The 25,521-nt window shown below is 53.2% G+C and carries 17 protein-coding genes and 1 pseudogene; 12 read left to right on the forward strand and 6 right to left on the reverse strand.

The annotated features are described in order from the left end of the window. Positions 1-327 carry a hypothetical protein gene (locus BUA49_RS06700; protein ID WP_072796418.1) on the forward strand — a complete coding sequence of 109 codons (327 nt, stop codon included), beginning with the start codon at positions 1-3 and terminating at the stop codon, positions 325-327. A gap of 108 nt (positions 328-435) precedes the next feature. Continuing rightward, a complete protein-coding gene (locus BUA49_RS06705) occupies positions 436-2,007 on the forward strand; it encodes a cation-translocating P-type ATPase (protein WP_228704418.1) in 1,572 nt (523 codons plus the stop codon). A gap of 143 nt (positions 2,008-2,150) precedes the next feature. On the opposite strand, the gene BUA49_RS06710 is transcribed toward BUA49_RS06705, so the two are convergent. Then, positions 2,151-3,005, reverse strand: a complete 855-nt coding sequence (locus BUA49_RS06710) for a YihY/virulence factor BrkB family protein (protein WP_072796419.1) — start codon at positions 3,003-3,005, stop codon at positions 2,151-2,153. A 154-nt stretch (positions 3,006-3,159) separates the two neighbouring features. On the opposite strand from BUA49_RS06710, the gene corA reads away from it, so the two are divergent. Continuing rightward, complete coding sequence (corA, locus tag BUA49_RS06715) at positions 3,160-4,233, forward strand: magnesium/cobalt transporter CorA (RefSeq protein WP_072796420.1); 1,074 nt, start codon at positions 3,160-3,162, stop codon at positions 4,231-4,233. A gap of 15 nt (positions 4,234-4,248) precedes the next feature. On the opposite strand, the gene BUA49_RS06720 is transcribed toward corA, so the two are convergent. Beyond that, positions 4,249-4,917, reverse strand: a complete 669-nt coding sequence (locus tag BUA49_RS06720; protein ID WP_072796421.1) for a glutathione S-transferase — start codon at positions 4,915-4,917, stop codon at positions 4,249-4,251. A gap of 183 nt (positions 4,918-5,100) precedes the next feature. Between BUA49_RS06720 and BUA49_RS06725 the strand changes: the two genes are divergently transcribed. The 4 genes from BUA49_RS06725 (at position 5,101) to BUA49_RS06740 (ending at position 12,757) form a co-directional block, all read left to right on the forward strand. Then, positions 5,101-6,426 (forward strand): PQQ-dependent sugar dehydrogenase, encoded by a 1,326-nt coding sequence (locus tag BUA49_RS06725; RefSeq protein ID WP_072796422.1) that lies wholly within the window; start codon positions 5,101-5,103, stop codon positions 6,424-6,426. An 87-nt stretch (positions 6,427-6,513) separates the two neighbouring features. Then, complete coding sequence (locus BUA49_RS06730; protein ID WP_084063503.1) at positions 6,514-8,508, forward strand: hypothetical protein; 1,995 nt, start codon at positions 6,514-6,516, stop codon at positions 8,506-8,508. Positions 8,509-8,787: 279 nt separating this feature from the next. Next, positions 8,788-11,358 carry a bifunctional lysylphosphatidylglycerol flippase/synthetase MprF gene (mprF, locus tag BUA49_RS06735; protein ID WP_228704419.1) on the forward strand — a complete coding sequence of 857 codons (2,571 nt, stop codon included), beginning with the start codon at positions 8,788-8,790 and terminating at the stop codon, positions 11,356-11,358. Between the two features lie 127 nt (positions 11,359-11,485). Continuing rightward, entirely contained in the window at positions 11,486-12,757 is a 1,272-nt protein-coding gene (locus BUA49_RS06740; RefSeq protein WP_072796424.1) for an MFS transporter, read from the forward strand. Positions 12,758-12,851: 94 nt separating this feature from the next. Here BUA49_RS06740 and BUA49_RS06745 read toward each other — a convergent pair whose 3' ends face one another. The 4 genes from BUA49_RS06745 to BUA49_RS06760 all read right to left on the reverse strand — a co-directional run bounded on the left by BUA49_RS06745 (position 12,852) and on the right by BUA49_RS06760 (position 19,587). Next, complete coding sequence (locus BUA49_RS06745; RefSeq protein WP_072796425.1) at positions 12,852-15,983, reverse strand: EAL domain-containing protein; 3,132 nt, start codon at positions 15,981-15,983, stop codon at positions 12,852-12,854. A 322-nt stretch (positions 15,984-16,305) separates the two neighbouring features. Beyond that, positions 16,306-17,100 carry a substrate-binding periplasmic protein gene (locus BUA49_RS06750; protein WP_139248744.1) on the reverse strand — a complete coding sequence of 265 codons (795 nt, stop codon included), beginning with the start codon at positions 17,098-17,100 and terminating at the stop codon, positions 16,306-16,308. A gap of 400 nt (positions 17,101-17,500) precedes the next feature. After that, entirely contained in the window at positions 17,501-17,695 is a 195-nt protein-coding gene (locus tag BUA49_RS06755) for a hypothetical protein (protein WP_072797714.1), read from the reverse strand. A gap of 464 nt (positions 17,696-18,159) precedes the next feature. Beyond that, positions 18,160-19,587 carry a diguanylate cyclase domain-containing protein gene (locus tag BUA49_RS06760; protein WP_072796427.1) on the reverse strand — a complete coding sequence of 476 codons (1,428 nt, stop codon included), beginning with the start codon at positions 19,585-19,587 and terminating at the stop codon, positions 18,160-18,162. A 303-nt stretch (positions 19,588-19,890) separates the two neighbouring features. Here BUA49_RS06760 and BUA49_RS06765 point away from each other — a divergent pair. The 5 genes and pseudogenes from BUA49_RS06765 to BUA49_RS06785 form a co-directional block, all read left to right on the forward strand. Beyond that, positions 19,891-20,427, forward strand: a pseudogene (locus BUA49_RS06765) (transposase); the annotation flags it as partial. 115 nt (positions 20,428-20,542) lie between these two features. Further along, positions 20,543-21,823 carry a sensor domain-containing diguanylate cyclase gene (locus tag BUA49_RS06770; protein ID WP_072796428.1) on the forward strand — a complete coding sequence of 427 codons (1,281 nt, stop codon included), beginning with the start codon at positions 20,543-20,545 and terminating at the stop codon, positions 21,821-21,823. 64 nt (positions 21,824-21,887) lie between these two features. Next, the gene (locus BUA49_RS06775) at positions 21,888-22,640 is read left to right on the forward strand and encodes a substrate-binding periplasmic protein (protein ID WP_228704420.1); all 753 of its coding nucleotides are present in this window, start codon (positions 21,888-21,890) and stop codon (positions 22,638-22,640) included. 379 nt (positions 22,641-23,019) lie between these two features. Then, complete coding sequence (locus BUA49_RS06780) at positions 23,020-24,363, forward strand: substrate-binding protein (protein WP_072796430.1); 1,344 nt, start codon at positions 23,020-23,022, stop codon at positions 24,361-24,363. A gap of 123 nt (positions 24,364-24,486) precedes the next feature. Next, positions 24,487-25,521, forward strand: coding sequence for a branched-chain amino acid ABC transporter permease (locus BUA49_RS06785; protein ID WP_072796431.1), 1,035 nt, complete (start codon positions 24,487-24,489; stop codon positions 25,519-25,521).

Genomic DNA, 25,521 nt, shown 5'->3' on the forward strand with positions numbered 1-25,521 from the left:
ATGTCCCAGGATGACCCTCTGAAAGCCCTCTCCGATATGGCCAGTGATGCCCATGCCCGCATTCAGGCGGCCCACGAGCATATCAATCCGGTGGTAGAAGTCAGGCGTGGTATGCGCGATTCGGGCATGCCGGCGGATGTCATGACACTTGACTGCCTGCGTACCCGACGGCGCATAACGCTGATTCTGCACGATGAGCAGCCCGGGGTTCTGCTCTACCAGTTTGTGACCATAGACGACGAGGTAGGTGATAATTTTCAGCATATGGCACTGGCCGAGGTGAACACCCAGACTTTGTTCGACTGGATGCAGGAGTACTTTGGTTAACTTGTTTCCCGAAAACTGCGAAAATCGGGCTGATTTTGACCTGCAGCAACTCTTCCTGATATGACCCCGGTTTCAATAGTGTCAGGTATCTGGTCAAGGAGTCCGGTAGTGTCATCTTCTGAATTATCCCCAAAAAACGCCGCTGAATCGGCAGGCAATGGTGGTGTGCGCTGGCACGCCACGGATGTCGCTGAAGTCCGCTCAGAGCTTTCTGCAGCAGGGCCACTGACGGCGCAGGCAGTGGCCGAGCGGCTGACCAGATTTGGCCACAATCGCCTTCCGGAAGCTCGTCGGCGTGGTCCTCTGGCCCGCCTTGGCAACCAGCTCAAAAACTTTCTGATTTACGTATTGATCACGGCAGCGGTCATCACCGGCCTGCTGGGCCATTGGGTGGACACCACGGTTATTCTGGCTGTGGTAGTTATCCAGACTCTCGTAGGGTTTATACAGGAAGGCAAGGCGGAGCAGGCCCTTTCGGCGATTCGGCACATGCTGGCACCCAAGGCCGTAGTGATTCGGGAAGGAGGGCCTCAGAAGATCGATGCTGCTGAACTGGTGCCCGGTGATACGGTAATCCTGGAACCCGGGGATCGTGTGCCCGCAGACATTCGGCTGGAACGCTGCCATAACCTGAAAATAGAAGAAGCGGTGCTGACAGGAGAGTCCCAGCCGGTTGACAAAACCACCAATGCAGAGCCAGCTGATGCGGTTCTCGGTGATCAGCTCAATATGGCCTTTTCGGGTACCATGGTGGCAACCGGGACCGGCCGTGGAATAGTCGTCAGGACCGGACAGGATACCGAAATTGGCCGCATTTCCGGCTTGCTGCAGGATACCACTACCCTAAAAACCCCGCTGCTCGAACAGATCGACCGCTTCGCCCGTTACCTGTCAATGATCGTCATTGTTGCCGGTATAGCGATATTCGTTGGTGGGCTTGCGCTGAGCGGGCTTCCGATTCGTGAGCTTTTCATGGCGGTTGTGGGTCTGACCGTGGCAGCCATTCCCGAGGGGCTGCCGGCCATTCTCACCATTACTCTGGCGATTGGTGTGCGACGGATGGCAACCCGTCACGCGGTTGTGCGCAGAATGCCGGTGATCGAAACTCTCGGCGCAGTATCGGTGATTTGCTCGGACAAAACCGGAACCCTGACTCGCAACGAAATGATGGTGACCGCTGCACTGGTGGCCGGGAAACGAATGGATATAGACGGCGAAGGCTACGAGCCGGATGGGGATATTCGCGAAGGTAACGATGTGGTCTCTGGCAGTCCGCTGCTGGAGGAATTTGCCAGAGCCGCCGCCCTGTGCAACGACGCTCACCTCGAGCGCCACGAGGGCACAATCCGGGTAGCCGGCGACCCCATGGAAGGTGCCCTGAAGGTTTTCGCCCAGAAGGCCGGGTTTGATCCGGATACGGATGGCCGGCAGTGGCCACGGGCTGATGAAGTTCCCTTTGATGCCGAGTACCGCTTCATGGCGACACTCAACCACGATCATCACCGCCATGGCGTCGTGTATGTGAAGGGCGCTCCCGAACGGATCCTGGAAATGTGCGCCAGTATGGTGACTGAGAGCGGTGATACTTCGTCGCTGGATCGGGAGGCATGGGCCAGTGCCGTTTCCGAACTGGCCCGCTTACTCCCGCGGCACTGGCCTTTGCGGCCAGTGCCGGAGTGATCGTGCTGGTGGTGTTGGAGTTGGAAACCCGCCTTAGGCGTCGCTTTGGCAAGGGAGTCACAGGCTCCGTCAGTTCTGGCTCCTGATGGGGCTGGTTCTGGTAATATCCCTGAGCGGTGTGCCGGGGATGCTGACTGCCGGCTTCAGTCCGGGGAGACATACCAGGGCAGGCCCAGCCTCTCGCTCCGTTCCAGCTCCGCGATCACCTGGGCCCCGAGCAGCAGGATAATGGAGGCAATTTCCAGGCTGATCAGTATCACAATGATGGTGGCCAGGGAGCCATAAATGACATTGACGAAGGATATATTGAGAAAGTAGTACATCAACAGTAAGCGGGTAGCTTCCCAGAGAATGGCCGCAACCAGACCGCCCACGATGGCCCTCCGGGGAGAGATGCGCACAATAGGCAGAACCTTGTAGATGGCGCTGAATAGAATAAATACACCAACGAAACTGATCAGGTAAAGAATCAGCCCCGGGGCTTCGTAAAGTGCGTTGACCAGGCTGAACAGCAGGGTCAGGGCTAATAGACCGGCGCCTAGTATCAGGATGAAAGCATAGGGCAGCACGGCAGACACCCAGAAGTTGCGATGGGGGTTGTCCGGCCGGTGGAAGATGATAGCAATGGAATCTTCCAGCATACGGAAAGCGAACGAGCTGAAGAACAGCATCACCGGCAGGCCGACAATACCGATGATGTCCCTCGATTCCATAAAAGCCCTGACCGCATCCAGCAACAGGCTGGCATGGGCCGGGGCAAAATGCTCTGCCTGCACGGCCATGACTTCCAGCAATTGCTCTTCGTTCACCACGCGTGTAAGCAATACCGCCAGCAGGGCAAGCATTGGCACTGCTGACAGCAGCACGTTATAACCAACCCCGCCCGCCAGTAACACCCCGTGATTGCGCAGAAAATTGTGTGAAACCCGGTGGGAGAATTGCAGAAACTGCCGGGCCGGGCCAACGGGTGGCTGCTCGGTGTCGGTTGTGCCTGTCATGGGTCAATCGTGTCTGTCATGGGTTAATCCTGGCACAGATTATGAAGCTTTCCTTCACCTGAAGAAACCGCGACATCGTCCTTGGGGGCTATCTAATAGCCGCAGCTCGGCTATGCTGTTGCTGAAAGCGTCACAGAAGCCCGGAGCATGGTTTATGGCTTATTTCAGCAAACACTACCACAGCCCGGGCACGGCACCCGGAACTCTGGTAACCATTCAGAAGCCCGTAGCGCCGGTTTCTATACAGCTGATCGATTACACGGAGTCCTCGGTTGAGGAGCACCGCCTCGTTTCGGCGCGCGACTGCCAGCCATTTCTGGCCCGGGAGACCAAAACCTGGATTCAGGTGAACGGGCATACCGATCCCGATACGCTTCGAAATTTTGGTCAGATGTTTGATCTCCACGACCTGGCGCTGGAAGACATCATCAACAGTGGTCAACGTCCCAAAATCGAACTTTATGACGACCAGGCTTTCATCATTGCTGTACTGCCTGTTTACGATGGCCAGAACCTGGAGTTGGTTCAGGTCAGCCTGTTTGTTGGAAAGAACTATCTGATCTGTTTTTGCCCTCTGGCGGAAGACCCTTTTGAGCCGGTGCGCAAGCGCATGCGACAACCCAACAACCGCCGCTTCGCCGACCGCGGTATCGATTATCTGCTTTATGCCCTGATGGATTTCGTTATTGATGCCGGTTTTCCGGTATTGGAACAATTCGGAGGCCAGCTTGAATCGCTTGAGGAGGAGTTGCTGGAGCGCCCGAGCCAGAAAACGCTGTCGTCATTGCATGAGCTGAAGCGCGAGCTACTGACCTTGCGCCGGGTGCTCTGGCCGCAGCGGGAGTTGATTACGACACTGATGCGGGGTGAGGACGAATTGATTCTGGCGGGCACGCTGGTGTATTTCCGGGACTGTTACGATCACAGCATTCAGATTATCGAATTATTGGAAAGCTTCCGTGACATGGCCACCAGCATGCTTGATATCTACCTCTCCAGTATCAGCCAGCGTACCAATGAGACGATGAGGGTGCTGACGATTATCGCGACCATCTTCATTCCGCTGACTTTTTTGGTGGGTGTCTATGGCATGAATTTTGACAACCCGGGCAGCCCCTGGTCGATGCCGGAACTGCGTTGGTATTACGGTTACCCGATGGTATGGGGCATCATGATCATGACGGTTCTGGGGTTGGTCTGGTTTTTCAAACGCCGTCACTGGATTTAGCCCTCCACCGTCTACTCAGGCAAAGTCATAGTCTCCGCCCTTTTCAAGGGCGTTCTGGTAGGCAGGTCTGGCGTGCAGACGTTCCACCCAGGCTGTGATATGAGGCCGGTTCTTGCCGACGATACCCCGGGCCACTGAGGCTTCCAGCGGAAAGCTCATCTGAATATCCGCCGCGCTGAGGTTATCCCCGAGAAACCAGGTGTGTTTCGCCAAGTGGGATTCGACAAAATCCAGGTGCGTCTTGATCATCGGGCCAATGAAAACCTGATTGGTTTTGTCTGCAATGCCTTTTGCCACTGGCTTGATAAAAAACGGCATCGGGCTGGTTTTTACCTTTTCAAACACCAGACGCATAACCAGCGGAGGCATCAAAGAGCCTTCGGCGTAATGCAGCCAGTAAGTGTAATCAAGCCAGTCCTGGCCGCCGCCCTCCGGCAACATGGTGTCTTTGCCATAGGTGTGGGCAAGGTATTCTATAATGGCGCCGGACTCCGCTACGACCAGATCGCCGTCGGTGATCACCGGTGATTTACCCAACGGGTGTACTTTTTTGAGGCTTGCAGGCGCCAGCATGGTTTCGGGATCACGCTCGTAATGCTGGATCTCGTAGGGGACTCCCAACTCTTCCAGCATCCAGAGAACGCGTTGTGAGCGGGAATTATTGAGGTGATGAACTGTAATCATGCAGAAACTCCGTTCGCGTCAAAAGAATAGACAGGTTAACAGGGTAGTCTGCAAATGCCTTTTTGGTTCACCACCATCGTGCTATACAAAACCGTGACAGATTTGTTTTCTGGCTCTGGTGTTTCTATGCAAACGACGCCTAAGGCTGAAATGCTTCAATAATACACAGAAGGAAAGAGCAGTATGAATCGGCGTCACCTGTTATTACCCATCGGTCTGACACTCACGCTCACTGCCTGCGGGAATTCAGCTCAGCTCTCCGTTGCCGAAGGAACCGGGCCTGATCCGACATTACCCAGCCCGAGCGAATCCCTGATTCCCACCGTCAATATTGCCGAAGCCGCCGGCTGGCCCTCCGGCGGAAAGCCCGACGCCGTCGCCGGAACCCAGGTGGTTGCCTTCGCTGACAACCTGAAACATCCCCGCTGGCTCTATGTGCTGCCCAATGGTGATGTGTTGGTCGCCGAAACCAATGCCCAGCCGAACCCGGATAGTAACCAGGGTATCCGTGGCTGGATTGAGGGGATGATCATGGAGAATGCCGGTGCCACAGTTCCCAGCGCCGACCGGATTACCCTGCTGCGAGACAGTGATGGTGACGGCGTAGCCGACAAACGCTCGACGTTATTGGAGAACCTGCACTCCCCCTTTGGTATGGCGCTGATCGGGGCCGATTTTTACGTTGCCAACACTGACGCCGTCATGCGCTTTCCCTATGAGACGGGCCAGACACGTATCACCGCCGAAGGCACCAAAGTCACCGATCTGCCAGCCGGAAAAATTAATCGTCACTGGACCAAGAGCATGATTGCCAGCCCGGATGGCAGCAAGCTATACGTCGGTGTGGGCTCCAACAGTAACATCGGTGAGAACGGTCTTGAGAAGGAGGAAGGCCGCGCATCCATTTGGGAAATTGACCCCGAAACCGGTAAGCACCGCGAATTTGCCACTGGCCTGCGCAATCCCGTGGGTATGGCCTGGCAGCCAGAAAGCGGCGAGCTATGGGTCGCCGTCAATGAGCGTGACCTGCTCGGCAGTGACCTGGTGCCTGACTACATGACATCGGTGGCGGATGGTAGTTTCTATGGCTGGCCCTTCAGCTATTTTGGCCAGAATGTGGATGAGCGGGTAAAGCCGCAGCATCCGGGAAAAGTGGCCCAGGCCATAAAACCCGATTACGCCCTCGGGCCGCACACCGCTTCACTGGGGCTAACTGCAGCCGCGGGTAATACGTTACCTGAGCAATTCCACAAAGGTATGTTCGTGGGCCAGCATGGTTCCTGGAACCGCAAACCCCGCAGCGGCTATAAAGTCATTTTTGTTCCTTTCGCAGATGGAGAGCCTGATGGTCAGCCGGTCGATATACTCACCGGGTTCATCAATGAACAGGACAAAGCTCAGGGTCGTCCGGTAGGCGTTGCTATCGACAAGCAGGGCGGGCTTTTAGTGGCGGATGATGTGGGCAATATCATCTGGCGGGTCAGTCGCGCAGAGTCGACGGCACAGTAAATGGAGTCTTTCCCTCTCACAGTATGTGCGCGCGTGGAAACCAGGTCCGGTTGACATGCTCCGGGATTGAACGGAGGATCATAAAGTATGAGCAGAGCCACAGACCAACCCGCAAATCAGCATAACGGCGCGTCAGGTGAGCTAGCGAAGTCACTCGACGCTGCCATCAGCCGTCTTGCCGAAATCAATGCCACTGAAGGCGTCTCGCCGGTACTGGAGGTAATCGAAGCGGCACAGGCCCTGATGTTCAATGACGAAGGGCTGGAAGCCATCTACGCGCGCGTGCCGACGATTGAGGCAGCCGGGTTTTTTGGCGGCAGCGACTGGGATTATCCCCAGACTTTGGTGCCCTCACTGGCCGTGCGCACGATTCGCCATGGCGAGCCGGTCGCGACACTGGTCGAAAGCTTGAGCCAGATTCGCCTTCTGGCGGTGGTTAAAGGCGATTACATACACCCTTCTATCTCGGCAGAACACGCCCATCACTTTCTCGCCCAGGTATTGGCGATGAATCTGGATCTGGTGGTCAGTGATCTCCAGGAGAGCGACCGGCTGCGGCCAGATGGACTCGGCTACGCCGTCCAGGGGCTGTATCACTTCCTGCTTCGGCACTTGGGCTACGAGGATCTTCTGGAACATCTGGTGGCCGAAGTCTGGCGGATTCTGGCGCAACGGCCGGTCCAGGTGGATGGTGTCAAACAGATGGTGACCCAGATCGCGGTCTGCCTGCAAAAACCGGATGCGCACGGTGGTGAGGTCAGCGACGACGCGCTGCAACTGATCCATGCCGTGTTCAGCCCTACTGAAGGATGCCGTGAAGATCCCGGCCTCAATGTATACGCTGAACGACTGGCGGAGATGGACGATGCCACCCTGCTGCGAGAGGCCATCGCCTTTGCCCAGGCCATGCACAGTACCGGCCTGGTTTCGCCCTACATGCCGGGGTTTATACGTTACCTGCGTGGCCGTTGGAACGACCTGATCCCCACGGCTTTGGGCCTGAGCCATACGGGTGCCGACGCATTTCACTGCTACCCGGCGTTGATTCATACTCTGATTGATGAGGCCCTGTTTCCCGAGACCAGCCAGTGTGCATACGGCCTGGCCATGATGCTCGAGCGGGGCATCCTCTACTCGCCTCCGGTGGCGCCGTCCCTGTGGCGACAAATACGACTGTCGCTGTGCGAGGCCGCGGCCGAGAAGATTGTGGCCGTTTTTGGGAGCAGCCGCTCCCCCGAATGCTTTTTGCTCGCCGACGTACTCAATGTGCTCGGCCGCCCGCTTGGGATAGGACAAGGAAACTACCCAACCTGCCAGTCGACGCGCGCCCTCTCCATGTGGGCCTACAATATGCCGGCGGAACTGCTTCGTATCCTTGCCTGGGCGGCGCGCGACGATGAAATCGTGATGCGCTTTGAAGGCAACAGTATTTCCTCGCGGGAACTTGGCACCGGCCTGGCGACCGAACCGCCGGTGGATGTGGATGCCGTCTCACTGCTAACCGTGCCGCACCTGGATCGTATCTATTTTGAAATGGGTCGACGCAGTGCCGGGCGCGGAGAAGATCCGCACAAATGGGTCAACTCCGCATTCCACGGTGATCATGTGGGCCACGGATTTCGCATAGCCGTAGACGTATTCACCGGCGGTCTGAAAGACTTCGAAGGGTTTATTCGCGACTTTTATGCCGCTTATCACCCTTTTTACAACGGCAACATTCCGGTCATCAATCCACAACCGGCCGGTATTGCGGTGACCGACAGTGCCACACGCTTTCTCGGCTGGCACGCCATCACTATCCAGCGGTTTGCGCTGGACCCGGAAGAGATCATGCGCGTCTATTTTTTCAACCCCAACAATGACAGTGGGCAAAACTGGGGTCAGGGGATTGTCACCTCGACCCAGGGCCACGGCGAGCTCTTCGGTGAAGCCTCGTTGCCGGTGGCCGAGTTCGTCTCCAGGCTGTATGTATTTCACTATGACCCGATCGAAAAGGGGGAGCCAGGCGCTATCCCAAGCGATGAAGTTGATCGGGTCATGCAGCTGGCCAAAGGCAGTTGGGCCTCAGGGCGCCAGCATTAGTCTGAAGGTACGTTTGAGCAAGTCAAAGTAGGGCGCGCTTTTGGGGACAACATGGACCCTTAACCGGTCTTCTGAGGCAATGGCCCCGCTAAACCTGCGCTTCGCCCTGACCTATACCGACAAGGTTCAGGGTCATAGGATCAGGCAGGTAAATAGTGTGCTATGTTGTTCGTAGTGTTGTCCGTTTCACATCAACGAAGTGGGGGCAGCTTCCAGTCTGGGAGCAATCATGTTCCGGAAACCAATAGTGCGAGTGTTTCCCGGTTTTGAGCATCTCCGGTGAATACAAACCGAACCCTTGTAAATGCCGATCGGCTGCGGGCCTGGCTCCCGCCAATGGTCGCAGTGCTGCTGCTTGCCGTTACCGTCTGGATACTCCATCGCGAACTACAAGCGATCCATTACCGAGATGTCCGTGCAGCGCTCAGCGCTTTACCAACCGAGCATATCCTGCTGGCGCTGCTTTTCACCGCAGCCAACTACCTCGTTCTGAGTTGTTATGATCAGCTCGCTTTCCACTACATTGGCAGGCGCATTGCGCGTTGGCGCATCGCACTGACGGCATTTATCAGCTATGCAGTGAGCAACAGCGTCGGTTTCGCGCTGCTATCCGGCACTGCTGTTCGTCATCGTTTGTATTCGCGTTGGGGCGTGGCAACTGCAGATTTATGGCGGATTGTCGCGGTGAACTCTACCACCTACTGGCTCGGCCTGCTGGCTCTGGCCGGGTGGAGCTTTGCATTTCATCCCCATACTTACCTTGAAGGCGGTCTGGCGCAGGGAAGCGTAAAGTGGCTCGGTGTCGCCTGCATGGCCGCTGTTATCGGTTATATGATCTTGTCGGTAGTGCGCAAGACACCGCTGCGCGTGCGTGGTTTCGAGATGAAGCTGCCATCGCTGTCGATCGCACTCGGGCAGATACTGATATCAATGGCAGACTGGGCTTTGGCCGCCGCTGTGTTCTGGGCGCTGCTCCCGGCAGGTGGGCCCTCCTATGGCGTGATGCTTGGAGTTTTCCTTGCGGCGCAGGTGCTGGGGCTGATCAGCCATGTGCCGGGCGGGCTTGGCGTGTTCGAAGGAGTCGTAGTGTTGCTGCTTGGGCCATACTTCCCGGCCGACAGAATCATCGCCGCATTACTGCTTTATCGCCTTATTTATTACGTCATGCCGCTGGTTGTCGCGCTCATTTTTCTGGTCGGCGATGAACTGCGTCTGCGCCATGCGCGAGTGCAGTCTCTTGGTCGATCGCTGGGAGACTATTCGGTGCAGTTCGCACCGAGGATCTTGGCAGTATTCACCTTTATGGCAGGCCTTCTGCTTCTGGTGTCCGGGGCAACGCCGGCGGAGCACGAGCGGTTGTTCTGGCTGTCTGGCATGCTGCCGATCGGTTTGTTCGAGGCTTCGCATTTCCTTGGTAGCTTGGTGGGGGTTGTGCTGCTATTGCTGGCGCAGGCCGTTTCACGCCGCCTGCATCTGGCCTTCTACCTGGTGCTTGCTGCGCTGGTCGCGGGCATCCTGACTGCGCTGCTGAAAGCTGCTGACTGGGAGGAGGCCGCACTCCTGCTATTGTTGATGCTGGTGTTCATACCGAGTCGCAGTTTCTTCGAGCGCCGCGCGGCGTTGTTTGACACACGGTTCTCCCCTGGCTGGGTCATTGCTATCGTGGCGGCGCTGGGCGCCTCGGTGTGGCTGGGAATGTTCACTTTCCGGCATGTCGAGTACTCGAACGATCTTTGGTGGCAGGTGGCGTTGCAGCAGGATGCACCGCGTTTCCTGCGTGCCAGCCTTGGGGCTGCTGTAACGCTGCTGGTGTTTGGAATCTGGCACCTGTTGCGCCCTTTACCGCACACTGCCGAGCTGCCATCGACCGAAGAACTTGCCGAAGCTGATCGAATCATCCACGCACAGGCGGAAACCCTGCCATTTCTTCTCTGGCTGCGCGACAAGGCGCTGATGTTCAATGATGAACGCACGGCGTTCGTAATGTACGGCATTCGCGGTCGCACCTGGGTAGCATTGGGCGATCCGGTCGGCCCTGCAGCGGCTGCTCCGGGCCTGATCAGGGCTTTTATTGAACGTGCCGACGACTTCGGCGGCGTGCCGGTTTTCTATCAGGTTCATCAGACGCAGCTGCATCACTATGCTGAACTGGGCATGGCGTTCGCAAAGTTGGGCGAGGAGGCGCATTTGCCCCTCGAGCAGTTTTCACTCGAAGGTAGTCGCTATAAGGGATTTCGAACTGCCACGAATCGCCTTCGTCGGGAGCATGTCGGCTTTCGAATCGTCGAACCGGAGGCTGTAGAAGCCATCCTCCCGCAACTCAAGTCCGTTTCCGATGACTGGCTAGCCAGTAAATCAATTAGTGAGAAGGGATTTTCGCTGGGTTTCTTCGATCGTGACTATCTGTCTCGCCAGCCGGTCGCAGTTCTGGAGCAAGAAGGCCGTATTTTGGCGTTTGCCAGCCTGCAGTGTGGCCCAACCGGCGAGCAGCTGTCGGTTGACCTGATGCGTTTCGCGATGGATTCGCCAAATGGCGCTATGGATGGCTTGTTTGCGCATCTGCTCGTCTGGGGGCGTGAGCAGGGTTATCAGTGGTTTAACCTCGGTATGGCGCCGTTCTCCGGGCTGACTCATTCGGCAGTGTCGCCCTTTTGGAATCGTATGGGGGGGTTCCTCTATCGACACGGCGAAGCTTTCTACAACTTTGAAGGCCTGCGTGCCTACAAGCAAAAATTTCATCCGGTCTGGGAGGCCCGCTATCTGGCCTATCCGGGAGGAGTTGCCTTGCCTATGGTGCTGGCGGATATCGCTGCGCTCTCTGCAGGTGGATACCTGAGGATCTTGCGATGACAAGGCTTTGGCATTGTGACCAGTCAGTCGCGACAGCTTGCTTGCTGAACAGGACTGTTCTCTAGTTTCTTGAGGCCTTACCATACATCGACGGTAGGCGAGAACGCATGTATTTCAGGGAGGCCCCATGGCTGTTGGCAAGCGCCATACGGCATTACTGGCTGGTTTTATCGGTAATGTTGTGGAGTGGTATGACTTTGCATTGTATGGCTACATGGCCGGAATTCTCGCTACGCTGTTCTTTCCGAGCGAGAGTCAGCTCGCGTCTCTGATTGCTACCTACGGCGTTTTTGCCGCCGGTTTTTTCATGCGTCCGCTGGGAGCAGGCCTGTTTGGCTGGCTGGGAGATACCGTGGGGCGCACCAAAACCATGATGGTTTCGGTCATGATGATGGCGCTGCCCACGGTATTACTTGGTTGCCTGCCGACTTACGACACGGCAGGTATCTGGGCACCGATTCTGCTGATTGTGATTCGTCTGGTCCAGGGGCTGTCAGTTGGTGGCGAGTTCAGCAGTTCGGTGGTTTATCTGGTGGAAACAGCGCCGGATGGTAAGCGCGGTTATTCGGGTAGCTGGGCCAATACTGGTAGCATGGTGGGCATGTTGCTGGGGGCAGGGGTCGCCGCCGTAGCGACCAGTTTGTTGTCTGAGGAAGCACTGCACGCCTGGGGTTGGCGTTTGCCATTTCTGATCGGTGGTCTGATCGGCTTGGTCGCCATTCTGCTGCGTCGGAACCTGCCGGAATCAAAACATTTCAACCGCCATCTGCATGATCGTTCCCAAACGTCGCCCTTGTTACAGGCATTCACGACGGATCGGCTGAAGATGATCAAGGGGATTATGTTTGCATCGGCCTACGGCGTAATCTTCTATTTGCCGCTGGTGTATTTACCTGAATGGTTGCATCTCCAGACGGGCATGCCCCGTGATAAAGCCCTTCAAATCAATACCGCCGCCACAGCGCTACTTCTGGTTCTGATACCGTTCGTGGGTTTGATCAGTGATCGCTTTATACGCAGGACACATTTCATTGCCGGCGCGATGTTGGTGATGGCTCTGGTCTCCTATCCTTTCTACACCCTGCTGGCGAATGATGGATGGTGGGGGGCCGTTGTGGTGCAGTTTGTATTGGCGATTCTGTTGGCCGTTCCGCTGGGCGCTGCGCCGGCATTATTTGTTGAGCTGTTTCCCGCCCGGGACCGGCTGTCTGGCTATTCTATCGCCTATAATCTTGGGCTGGGGATCGTTGGCGGTGCTACGCCGATGGTTGCCACGTGGCTGATCAAAGAAAGCGGGTCACCAGCTGCACCGGCATTTCTGCTGACCGCTGCCGCTGTGCTCGCGTTTGCTGCTGTGCTGTGGATCAGAGACGGAAGCCGGGAACCTCTGCTGGACTGATGTGTAAATACCAGCAGGGACGGATGTTTTCATCCTTGCGACCACTCACACCCCCAATAACAATAAGGCTAGGCCATTGCTGATTTCCTGAACCTTAGGCTGACAGGCCTCTGGCTTTTTTGAGGAAATCTTCGAACTCCGCAGCGGGCAGGGGCCGGGAGAAGAAGTATCCCTGGCCGTTATCGCACCCGATTTCCAGCAATAAACGGCGTTGCGCTTCTGTTTCGACCCCTTCTGCGATGACTTTCAGGCCGAGCTTGTGAGCCATGACTACAATGGCTTCGGAAAGCACCAGATCGTTCTGCTCAGTTTCGAGATTCTGGATAAAAGACTGATCAATCTTGAGGTAATCGATATCAAACCGTTTGAGATAAGACAGGGCCGAGTAGCCGACACCGAAATCATCAATAGCGACCTCAATCCCTGCATCCTTGAACAGGAGCAGCTTATCCTTGACGTCATCGCTGGCATTCAGCAGCAGGCCTTCGGTAATTTCGATGCTAAGGTATTTTTCGTCTAACCCCAGAGTTTGCAGATAAGTTAACCAGTCCGTGATGTTCAGGGCATCACTCTGAAATTGTACCGGTGACATGTTCACCGATATCTGTAATCCTTTATTGAACAAGTCACACCACCGCTTTGCCTGGGCAGCGGACTCCCGAAACACCCAATCGCCAATTCCGACAATCAAACCACTTTCTTCAGCCAAGGGAATAAACTCGGCGGGGCTTATCATTCCCCGCTCCGGATGATTCCAGCGTATCAGTGCTTCCGCTTTGCAGATGTGTCCGGTCGCGAGATTGATGATGGGCTGGAAATGAAGCTCGAACTGCCGGTTCTCAACTGCCGAGCGCATATCATTTAACAGCTTCAGGCGATTCTGGGCCTCATCATGCAGGGACCGGGTAAAATAGCTGAGGCGGTTTCGGCCGGTCATTTTTGAAGCATACATAGCCTGGTCGGCGTTACTGATTAGCTGGTCAACCTCCGAAGCGTCGTCCGGACAGAAGGTTATGCCGATACTGGCCTGGGCATAGATGGTTTCGTTGTCGATGAAATAAGGTTCTGCCAACACATTGATGACTTGCTCGGCCACCTTTTCGGCATCGATAGTCTTTGCCAGTTCGGGCAAAATGATGGTGAACTCGTCCCCGCCCATCCGGGCTACGGTATCGGATCCCCTTACACAATCGTTGATTCGCTTTGCGGCCTTGATCAGCAGCTGGTCACCCACAGGGTGCCCGAGGGTATCGTTAACATCCTTAAAGTGATCAAGGTCGATGAACAGCAATGCCAGCAATGAATCCTGGCGTCGGGACTTTCGGATTTCCTGCTCCAGTCGATCCTGGAACATGTAACGGTTCGGTAAATCGGTCAGGAAATCGTAGTTTGCCTGGCGCCAAATCAGTTCGTCTGAACGAACTTTGCTGGTGATATCCGAGCCCATGGCCACATAACGCTGGATGTCACCTTCATCATTGTAAATGGCATTGATGGTGAGCCATTCCGGAAAGGTTTCGCCATCTTTTCGGCGGTTCCAGATCTCGCCCTGCCAAAAACCGCGCCGAGTTATCTCCTTCCACATCGATTGATAGAAATCAGCATCATGGCGGGTAGAGCGGAGAACGGACGGACTTTGACCCCGGATATCTTCAAGGGTATAGCCGGTTATTCTGGTGAATGCCGGGTTGAGTGCAACGATCCTGTTGTTGGCATCGGTTACCAGCACAGCTTCCGAACTGTTGCTGTAAATGGACGATGCAAGGTGAAGCTCTGCTTCTGCATAGGTTCTCTCGATGGCGATGCCGACCAGGTTGGCTGCGCTCTCGATTAACGCGATTTCGTGTTTGTCAGGTGCGCCGGGCTCCTGGCGATAAATGGCAAAGGTGCCCAGGATTTTGCCTGGTACAGAGTGGATGGGTTCTGACCAGCAAGACGCGAGACCGGCGTCGGCTGCCAGTTCTTTATAGTTCTCCCAGTAGGGGTGAGTCGCGATTTCTTCGACAAAAACGCGTTTTCCTAAAAAGGCGGCTGTTCCGCAAGATCCCACGCCTATCCCGATCTCGACGCCATTAATAGCCTCATTGAAAAAGTCGGGCAGGCTGGGTGCTGCGCCTTTCAGAAGATGTTTTCCCTCGTCGTCCATCAAGAGGATTGAGCACATAGACCCGGGGTAAATCGATTCAGACGATTGGATGACCTGCAACAGGATCTCATTCAGAGAGGCGCCTCTGGCGACTTTTTCCAGAGTCAGCTCCCGCATTTGCTCGCGTCGCTCTACCAGCTTGCGGATTGAAATGTCCTCAATCAGCGATACTGCATAGGCGAGGGCGCCATCAGCATTTCGAACCGCCCGCACGGCCAGGTGCACATCGATCAGATCATGAGTTTTGCGGACAAACCGCTTTTCAATCACAAACTCGTCAATGGAGCCGTCGAGTAATTGCTGGAAGAGAGTATTGTTGGCCTCCCGGTCATCGGGGTGGGTCAGGTCTTCCCAAGTCGTGGTCGTAAGCTCTTCGGCTGTGTAGCCGAGCATGTCGCAGAGAGCTTGATTCACTTCCATCCAACTTCGGTCTGGACGGGTTGCTGCCATGCCAAACATTGAGCGCTCGAAGTAAGCTCGGAAATGCTGTTCATTGGCCCGAAGCGCTTCAACTGCGTTGTGACGAGCCCGTTCGCGATCGAAGTTGTCTAGGGCGAATTCGAGATCGCGGGCCGCTTCGTCAAGAAGCCCGATCGTCTCACCGTCGAAGAAGTCTGCAGCCTCATGATATACCGACAGAACCGCGAAAGGTTCCCCGTTACGCTGGATGGGGAAGCTGCCGCCGCTGGCCCAGCCAAAACGCTTTGCCTGTTCATGCCAGGGCTCTGTCATCGGGTTGGTTGCCCAATCACATGTGATGACGGAGTGATTGTTATGATAGGCCGTCGCCGTCGGCCCACGGCCCTCCGGGGTGTTCTTCTGTGTCGAGATCTGGATATTCTTGAGATAATCCGTTCCGGTACCATAACTTTCTACCGGAGCGATCTGTTCTGATTTTAGATCAGCAACGCCAATCCAGGCCATACTGACCCCTCCAAAATCAACCGCGATCTTGCAGACCAGAGGAAACAGCTCTTCCTCGTCACTGATGCGAACAATGGCCTGATTGATTTCGCTGAGTGCCCGGTATAGCTGGGTTAGCCTCTGAATGCGCGCATTCTCTGGCGCACCTTGGGTCACAGTTGGTGCGTCCGGGTGCCTTCTTTTCCGATCGGCCTCACTATCAGACGGGTTAGTCAAGGTGCTGCTCGCTGTGGCCAGAGGTTTATCGTTATTTATAGCTAGTGTTCATGCTTTCTGAGTGAAGTTCAAGCAGATTGCGGGGAGGGGCCTGCTTATGATTCAGGCGTTGCGTTTTGCCTCTGCCTCCTGTTGTGACGTAGCTTGGAATCTCATTCTTCGAACAGTAGACCTCTCATGCATGATCAATTAAAGTTTCATTATTTGAAAGTCGCCCTTGTGGTGATCTCGACCGGTTGGGGCATGAACGTAAAGGCGGTTTTCAGGGTGTTTCAGGCAATTCGGGGAGATTCAGCTGATAATTGTCGAGTATGGCGTTATAGGTGCCATCAACTTTCATGGATTCCAGTGCTTCATCGAAGGCCAGAACATATGTCGGATCGATACGGCGCCGGGAGAACGCCACAAAGGTCGGCGAGGTAGACACTATGAGGGGCAGGCCGGATTCTTTTTCCCGCACGACGTGGATCTCGTTCTCCAGCCCCAGTTCCTTGAGATAGTGCATGGTAGGCAAAAGATCGCCGATAAATACATCGGTGCGGTCGGCCGTCAGAAGCTTCAGGTTGCGGGGGATGGTCTGGGACACTTCCAGGGCCCGAAATGGCTGATCTTGCAGCAGACGATCAAAACGTTCCCCATAGTAGTAGCCTAACTGGATACCAACTCGCAATTCGGGGGCCTCTACAAGATCACGGGACAATGCTTTGGGCTCCCGGGCAAAGAATACGTAGGTCTCGTCCATCAATACTGAATTATGGTATAGCCCCCAGGTTTGCCGCTCTTCGGTCTTCCCCGCGTTAAAGGCGGCGTCGGCGTTGCCCACAGCCACTTCCTGGAGCACCCGTTTCCAGGGATCCATTCTGAATTCTACTTCATGACCGGTCCGGTGCACCGCCTCGCGAATCCCCTCCACCAAGATCCCGGTGATGTCACCGTTTTCATCGGTATACGCCAGCGGAGGATTCTCCAAAGTACGCATCTGCAGCGTTTCGCCGTCTAGGGGGCCTTTGCCGTCGGTAGGGGCGTCCTCGGCGTTTGCGGGAAGGCAGGTTAACAAAACAGTTAGCCCGACCAGCGACGCACCGGCTTTGAGCGACCTACAAAAAGTTTTACCCGTGGGGAAAGGCAGCACGAAACTTTGTCTCCTTCGTTCTTGACGGGATACAACCCATGCAGCCGACCCTCAATACGAATATATCTGCATCTGGCAACTTTCTCCCCATGGATCACGTTACTTATTGTCGAAAAATGTAATAGATCAAGGAAAGTACCTCCGTGAGTGAGGCGGAAAAGCAGTTGGCGTCGATTGTTCGGGATTTTCACCATCGAGCCAGTGCGCAGGCTCAGGAAAAACTGAAGAGACTTCCCGGTTTTCGCTGAGGTGGCGGTTTCAAGACTCTGGCTGAAGGCCAGAAAGGCCCGCAGGCAGAAAACGTAGTTGCTGTTAAATGCAGAAACTAATATGTCACCCCGTGGCGATCAAAGATTTCCTCAATCTCTCTACGCTCTTCAGTCGGGATCATAACCCTGATCACTTGCTGTTCATCCTCTATATAAATATTCTCCTGAGGAATTCCTGAACCAATCAGGTCGTCACGAACATTCTTGGCTTGAACCTTCGAGGTGAAGTTTCCATTCAGCGCTTTGCTCATCAGACTATCCTCCAGATAGTTAAGGGATTCACTCATCAGAGTAGAAGAGGTTTGGATACCTGTAAATGCAATGTGGAATGGTAATTCCCCCATTTTAAGAGGGCATCAAAAGTAGAGTTCAGCCCCCGTGGCCAATTTCTGTTGCGGGGTAATGCCCCCGAGGGCTATGTTGGGCCGTTCGTTATTGTAGGTCCAGGCCCTGTTTCTGGTGGCGATTGTCCTGTGGTAACTCATGCCGAAGAGAGTTCCAGCTGAGTGATGAAAAAGGGCGTCGGGTGCTCTAGCCCGGATTTCTCATAAGGGGATAAAAAAATCGGCTGAAAATGCTATGATTTCAAGGGCCTAAACAATCCATCAAGCACTAAAAGCCGCTATCCAAAATGGTACCTGAAAAACTGACTTTCTCGCCTCCGGGCTAGCCTGGGTTTCTAGTCCGAAAGGCGTCAGTGCAATTGTCCTTCTTGTTACCTGTGATGTTTACCGTAAATGCGATATGTACTCTTACCCTCTTTTTTTGCAAGGTACATCGCTTCATCAGATTTGCGTATCAAAGTATCGATATCAGCGCCATCCCGAGGACATAGTGAAATGCCAATACTGACTCCAAGCTCAACGGCATCAGTATGAATCCGAAAGGGGTTAGCCAGTTGCTTGATGATTTTTTCAGAAACCCCAGCGGCTTTTTCGTCGGAAGTCTCATCGAGAAAAATTACGAATTCATCGCCCCCAAAACGAGCAACACTATCTGAATCTCGGACACAGTATTTAATTTCCTGACTCAATTTTTGAAGTATTGCGTCCCCAACTTTGTGGCCAAACGTATCATTCACCGATTTAAACCCATCAATATCGATGAATAGGACGGAGCTTTCATGCCCTTTTCTTTTTGCTCTTGCGATTGAAGTAAAGCAGACCTCCCTGAAAAGCCTCATATTCGCTAAACCCGTCAAGTCATCGTACATGGCTCGATGGTAGAAAAGATCTCTTTCATCGTGCACAAGGCCAATCAATATCACCGCGACTATGGAAATGGTAAACATGATCTGGACTTCGAAAATGCCATAGTGCGAATAGCCCGAGAAGATGAATAGCGACAGAGCGAAAAGGTTGCCTATAAAGGCGAAAACCAGTCCATTGCCAAGCCCCCATTTAACCGTACTCCAGACGATTGGAATTAAAATCAGGTAGTAATATTTTGAAAACTGCTCGTCCATTTTCCCTAGCTGAATGACCAGGGCAGTCAAAATCATAAGTACTATCAGTGCGGCTACTTTTTGCGGCTTGAAAAAATCGCTCACAAGCGACGAGATGAATCCATTCCAGCCGAGCTTCAAGAATTGATGGAATAGCAAAAAAATAGGAATTGCGGTGACAGCCCCCGTGAGGTTGCCGACAAAGAAGGAGGATGATCTCTCAATCAGCGAAGAAAAGGAGAGCGTGTTTAACTCGATGCCGCTCAGAAATACAGCCGTCGATATGAGTGCCGTTAAAACGCAGGCAACCATTACCGAGTAAAAGAACTTCCCGTCGAAGATCTTTCGTTGTGAGTTTATTTTTCTAAGGATCAGACCCGCTGCACCATAAATAACAAACTGCCTCAAATCCGGGATGAACATCTCAAGATTGTAATTGAAAACATCCCGGTACGGCAGGCCACCCAGATAGATCGCCAGAAAATGAACAGGTAGATATTTGCCTCCCAGGAGAAAAATTAAAAACATCGCATAGGCGGAAGGAGGGTAGAACAGACTCACGCCCTCGGTCACTTCAAATAGGTAAGCCACCTGATTGAGAGCCCAGAATGTAAGTATAAAGAGCAGGGAGTTTAAGACATATTGCTGGGAGTGAGTGTTTGCGTCCGCCGAGTTCTGAAGTTCTGTGCTGTAGTCCATTAAGAAAACCAAAATCGAAAAAGCATGAGTTACATTTGGTCTTTTACCAAAATGGTATGGATCAGGAGAACGCCAGTGCCTTGGCCTGGATCACGCTAATCAGTGACACAAGAATACAAGATAGTCACAGATTTTATGAATTGCAAAGACGATGAGAGCAAGTTTTGGCAAGCCCTGGTTTCTCATGAGGGGATAAAAGAAATCGGCTGAAAATGCTATGATTTCAAGAGCCTAACCAATCCACCAAGCACTAACAGCCGCTATCAAAAATGGTACATGAAAAACTGACCTTCTCGCCGCCAGATCGAAGCCGATTTCTCCGGTGGCCACATCACCTCCGATGCCGGACTGCTTTTGCTTAGGGAAGTCGACAAACGACATGGACTCACTCAGCGCCTGGCCTCAGTTCTCAATGATCTACGCAGCCCACAGCTGGCTCGTCACAAACTGGAGACCATGACCCGACAACGGGTATTCGGTGTGGCAGCCGGGTACGAAGACTTGAATGATCATGAAGCGTTGCGATTTGGCCAGGCGCTTCAGACCGCCATGAGCGAGGACAACATCCTGGCGGGCGAGTCCACCCTTTGCAGGATGGAGCAGCGAGTGGATCGGCAGTCGGTAGTAAAAAGCCACGAATTGCTCTGGAATCACTTCATTGAACAGCATGACAAACCATCCAAGGAGATCGTGCTGGATTTTGATGGCACCGATGTGCCAGTGCATGGCGATCAGCCCGGCAAGTTCCTTAATGCCTACTACGATCATCATTGCTATTTCCCACTGTACGTGTTCTGCGGCCGTGATTTGCTGGTGAGTTACCTGCGCACCAGCAACCGAATATGAGAAATCCGGGCTAGGCGCTGTTCAGACCTTGCCGACGTCTATTCCATTAAGCACCGGAGTAATCTAAGGTTAGGGCTGGTTTAAAGTCTATCGGGACGGGGTATTTTTAGTGTTTTCAAATTTTCTTCGTCCAAACAATCTATCCCAAAAAATGATGCGTGTTATTTTTGCTATCTATTTTGGCGTAGCTTGCTTAATCACAGGCCTGCAGTTCTTGACCGAATATTTGAAAACGCAGGATTCAATCCTAAGCGAATTGAAACAGTTGGAAGAAACAGTTCGCGGCCCTATTTCTACCAGTTTGTGGCAATACAACCAGAATCAGCTAGACGCACTCATCGACGGACTTATCAAAATGCCAATTATTGAGGGTGTCGATGTTTTAGATAAACATGCCAAAAATATAATATCTAAAAGATCCTACACTTCGGCCTCAGTCCCTTTGTCAATGTTCGACACAAAATCAGACTTATATTGGTCGCTTAACGAGAAGAGAATATTTCTTGGCTCACTTACACTTTATTCATCGTCAGGAATCGTTTTAGATCGAGTTTTATTCGGTTTTTCTTTGATCGCAATTACGGCAATCATAAAGTTATCCATTTTGTTTTGGTTGTTTGTTTGGGCCTTTGATCGTTATTTGGCAATCCCCCTGAAAGAATTGATGTCACAAGTGGATGAGGTTCAACTAAGCCAGAATGTAAATAAGCGGATTAATATTTCTAATATTGATAATAACGAGCTCGGTCAACTTCAAAAACATATAAATGATATGCTGTCGGCCATGGAGAGGGACAGGGAACGACTATTGGAAAACGAGCAGGCCAAGCGAAGTTGGTTAGAGGATGCCGTCGCAAAGCGTACAGAAGAGTTACAAATATTGAATGAAAAGCTCAAGGAGCTGGCTAGAAGGGATTCTTTAACGGGAGCATTAAACCGGGGGAGTTTCTTTGAGATGGCGGAATATCTTCTCGTTCTTTCCCAGCGCCAAAAATCGCCCGCATCTTTTATTTTGATGGATTTAGATCACTTTAAAATGATCAATGATACGCATGGTCATTTTGTCGGTGACAAAGTGCTCATTCATTTCACACATACAATTCGTACTTTCTTGAGAAAGACTGATCTCATTGGTAGGCTTGGCGGGGAAGAGTTTGCAATATTTCTCCCTGATGCGGGGATTGATGACGCCTTCCGGCTTGCCGATAAAATACGAAAGGCTATTAGCGACTCGATTTTGGAGGTCGACGGAAAAACAGTCGCTTACACGGTAAGTCTTGGCGTTGCTTCATCTGGGCAAAAAGATCATTTAATTGACGAGCTATTTAAACGCGCCGATAAAAAACTTTATGGGGCGAAAGATAAAGGTCGCGATCGTGTTGAAAAATAATAATCCGAAAATTAAAAAAATATATCGCCTGTTTTTTCTTATGCTCTTTTTTACTGGAGCCAGCATGGCCAACGTTAGTCATGCTGCGACATTAAAAGTTTGCTACGACCAATGGGCCCCGATGACTATATTCCCATCCGGAGGGTCTTCTGATCGTGGTGTTGTAATAGATATTTTGGAGAAAATATACACAGAAAAAGGCTATAAGCTGGAATATTATGAAGTTCCTCTGGCACGAGGGTTGGAAATGGTGGCAGATGGCCTTTGCGATATGTTGCCGGAATATCTGTTTTCAGAGAGTGCAGAAAAAGACTTTGTCTATGCCACCGAAGAAACATTTTCATATACAACAGCCTTTGTCGTCAGGCGAGACGATCCTTGGCGCTATAAGGGTATTGAATCCATAAAAGGCAAACGCATCGCAACTGGGCCAGGCTGGGATTACAGCTCAATGAGTGTCGATTATCAAAATTATATCGATGACCCAAAAAACTCGAGTTCCGTTGAAGTGATCGCTGGTTACGATGATGTGGTTGACCGGGTCTTCCGCATGATCAGAGAAAATAGAGTCGACTTATATGCAGATAACGATCTCGTCCTTCAGTATGCTTTAAATCGACTGAACTTGAATGATGACCTTAAGATCGTGCGCCCCGGCTTGGAAAAGAAATTGGTTGAAATGCCGATCTTTTCGAAAAAAATTCCTGCTGCAAAAAGACAGGAGCTTATAAGAATTTGGAATGAGGGGCGTGTGTTGATGAGGGGCGAAAAAGAAAAATTTTTTCTCAATAAGTACAACGTCACATTTGAAGAGTAACACTAATATGGATTCACGCAGCGTTTGCAGGCGCGTTTAGCCCTGTGATGTCTCGCGGTAATCGGTGAGAGATGATTTTGAATCAGACCGTGACCGCCGTGCCTTTCTGTCAGTCTTCGATGACGCCTGTGAGACCTTCAACGGGCAGTGCTACAAGAACTTTCTCGTCAGCGTCGGCCTTTGGTAATTTCCTTGGGGTGTATTATTCCCCAGGACCTGACCCCGAGGCTTTAGGCATTAGACATTAGTTGTAACTTCGGTGAACTTTTATTGCTTAATTGTCTGACCTCTGGAAGGTTAGTGGTGTGAGGACACCTGTCCAAAAAATAATTAAGGGTGTTCAGCGACCAAAAAACAAGAACAATTCCGGGAGAAACCAATGTCTAATTATTATCTGAACCGCCGAAAGTTCCTCCAAGGCAGCGCTGTTCTAGGCGCTGGACTTGTTGCTCCAACGATCTTTTCCAGATCCGCCTTTGCTTACACGAATGAACCGGGAAAAGGCAGTGTGGTACTTGGGTTCAACGTTCCTCAATCCGGCCCTTATGCGGATGAGGGCGCCGATGAACTGCGCGCCTACAAGCTAGCGGTCAAGCACCTCAATGGCGAAGGCGACGGTGGCATGCTGGGCACGTTTTCATCACAAATGCTCAAAGGCACCGGTATTCTAGGCCGCAAGGTCGAATACGTCACTGGCGACACCCAGACCAAATCGGATGCTGCTCGTGCGTCTGCCCGGGCGATGATTGAAAAAGACGGCGCCATCATGATTACCGGGGGTTCGTCTTCCGGGGTAGCGGTTGCTGTCCAGTCGCTGTGTCAGGATGCCGGTGTCATCTTTATGGCCGGCCTGACCCATTCCAACGACACCACTGGTAAGGACAAGAAAGCTAATGGCTTTCGGCACTTTTTCAACGCGTATATGTCTGCAGCGGCACTTGCGCCTGTGCTGTCGGAACACTACGGGAACGACCGCAAAGCCTATCACCTGACGGCGGATTACACCTGGGGCTGGACTCAGGAAGAATCCATGATCGCCGCGACCGAAGCGCTGGGTTGGGAAACCGTTAATGCCGTTCGTACGCCGCTTTCGGCAACGGACTTCTCGTCCTATATTGCCCCGGTGACCAACTCGGGTGCCGATGTGCTGGTCCTGAATCACTACGGCTCTAACATGGTCAACTCATTGACCGCTGCGGTTCAGTTCGGCTTGCGTGAGAAGATGGTCAACGGCAAACAGTTTGAAATTGTCGTGCCGCTGTATTCCCGCCTCATGGCTCGCGGTGCAGGTAACAACGTCAAAGGTATTTTCGGGTCTACCAACTGGCATTGGTCGCTGCAGGATGAGGGCTCGAAAGCGTTTGTCGCCTCCTACGGCAAAGAGTACGGCCAGCCGCCGTCACAGGCCGCGCACACCTGCTACGTGCAAACTCTGTTGTACGCTGATGCGGCCGAACGGGCGGGTAGCTTTAACCCCTGTGCCATCGTTGAAGCTCTCGAAGGGTTTGAGTTTGACGGACTGGGCAACGGCAAAACCCTGTACCGCGCCGACGACCATCAGTGTTTCAAAGATGTGCTCGTGGTTCGTGGTAAGGAGAACCCGACGTCTGAGTTCGACTTGCTGGAAGTGGTCAACATCACGCCCGTTGAGAAAGTCATGTATGAGCCTGAGAACCCTATGTTTGCAGGTGGCTCACTCGGTAAGTGTAATCCAGGAGCCTGATACGGCACTTGGCTACCTCTGATAAGAGGTGCATCGGCCCTGCGGGTTGATGCACCTCCGTCAGTCAGATCTTGATATGCCTGTTGCACTGCAGGCGCCTGTTATCAGACAAGGTAAATACCGATGGATGCCATTCTTCTGCAAATCCTGAATGGGCTGGATAAAGGCAGTGCCTATGCCCTGATCGCATTAGGGCTGACCTTGATATTCGGCACCCTGGGTGTGGTGAACTTCGCCCACGGCGCACTTTTCATGATTGGCGCGTTCTGTACCGTCACCTTCAACAACTTACTGTCGTTCGAGAAAGTCACGCTTTCCGAAACCGAACTGAGCCCCTGGGGCACGCCACTGGAAATTCACGCCCCTTATGTTGAGCTCTGGTTTGGCGATTTTGGCGCGTCGATGATCGACTACTCCGTGTTCTGGTCCATTCTGTTCGCCATTCCAGTGATGCTGCTGATTGGCATTGTGATGGAGCGGGGGCTGATCAAACACTTCTATAAACGACCTCACGCCGATCAGATCCTGGTTACCTTCGGGTTGGCCATTGTGCTGCAGGAGGTAATCAAATCGGTTTATGGTGCAAACCCAATCCCCCAGCCGGCGCCAGACGCGTTTGTCGGCTCTATTGATGTCGGCGTGTTGATCGGTATGGCTGAGAACGCCGTCATCTATCCGATCTGGCGGCTGGTTTACTTTCTGTTCGCAGGGGTTGTTATAGGTGGTATTTTCGCTTTCTTGCGATACACCACGTTTGGCATGGTGGTGCGAGCCGGTATGGCTGACCGGGAAACCGTTGGTTTGCTGGGCATCGACATCGACAAACGGTTTACGGCGATGTTTGGTCTGGCCGCCGTGGTGACCGGTTTGGCGGGCGTTATGTACACCCCGATCCTGTCGCCGAACTACCACATGGGTATGGACTTCCTGGTGTTGTGTTTTGTAGTCGTGGTCGTGGGCGGCATGGGATCACTGGCCGGTGCGGTGGCGGCGGGTTTTCTGCTGGGCATTCTGCAGAGTTTCGCGTCCATGCCGGAGGTGAAGGACTTCCTGTTCGGGTTCTCCATCGATCAGGTCATCATTTACCTGGTGGCAGTCATTATTCTGCTGACCCGTCCCCGTGGGCTTATGGGGCGCAAAGGCGTAATGGAGACTTGA

It is taken from the genome of Marinobacter antarcticus, from assembly GCF_900142385.1.
In the GTDB taxonomy this organism is placed as follows: domain Bacteria; phylum Pseudomonadota; class Gammaproteobacteria; order Pseudomonadales; family Oleiphilaceae; genus Marinobacter; species Marinobacter antarcticus.

What these genes read in the sequence shown, in the direction of transcription:
- BUA49_RS06700 (WP_072796418.1), top strand. Translation starts at nt 1, where the DNA reads ATGTCCCAGGATGACCCTCTGAAAGCCCTCTCCGATATGGCCAGTGAT.
- BUA49_RS06710 (WP_072796419.1), bottom strand. Translation starts at nt 3,005, where the DNA reads ATGACAGGCACAACCGACACCGAGCAGCCACCCGTTGGCCCGGCCCGG.
- corA (WP_072796420.1), top strand. Translation starts at nt 3,160, where the DNA reads ATGGCTTATTTCAGCAAACACTACCACAGCCCGGGCACGGCACCCGGA.
- BUA49_RS06720 (WP_072796421.1), bottom strand. Translation starts at nt 4,917, where the DNA reads ATGATTACAGTTCATCACCTCAATAATTCCCGCTCACAACGCGTTCTC.
- BUA49_RS06725 (WP_072796422.1), top strand. Translation starts at nt 5,101, where the DNA reads ATGAATCGGCGTCACCTGTTATTACCCATCGGTCTGACACTCACGCTC.
- BUA49_RS06730 (WP_084063503.1), top strand. Translation starts at nt 6,514, where the DNA reads ATGAGCAGAGCCACAGACCAACCCGCAAATCAGCATAACGGCGCGTCA.
- BUA49_RS06740 (WP_072796424.1), top strand. Translation starts at nt 11,486, where the DNA reads ATGGCTGTTGGCAAGCGCCATACGGCATTACTGGCTGGTTTTATCGGT.
- BUA49_RS06755 (WP_072797714.1), bottom strand. Translation starts at nt 17,695, where the DNA reads ATGAGCAAAGCGCTGAATGGAAACTTCACCTCGAAGGTTCAAGCCAAG.
- BUA49_RS06760 (WP_072796427.1), bottom strand. Translation starts at nt 19,587, where the DNA reads ATGGACTACAGCACAGAACTTCAGAACTCGGCGGACGCAAACACTCAC.
- BUA49_RS06775 (WP_228704420.1), top strand. Translation starts at nt 21,888, where the DNA reads ATGGCCAACGTTAGTCATGCTGCGACATTAAAAGTTTGCTACGACCAA.
- BUA49_RS06780 (WP_072796430.1), top strand. Translation starts at nt 23,020, where the DNA reads ATGTCTAATTATTATCTGAACCGCCGAAAGTTCCTCCAAGGCAGCGCT.
- BUA49_RS06785 (WP_072796431.1), top strand. Translation starts at nt 24,487, where the DNA reads ATGGATGCCATTCTTCTGCAAATCCTGAATGGGCTGGATAAAGGCAGT.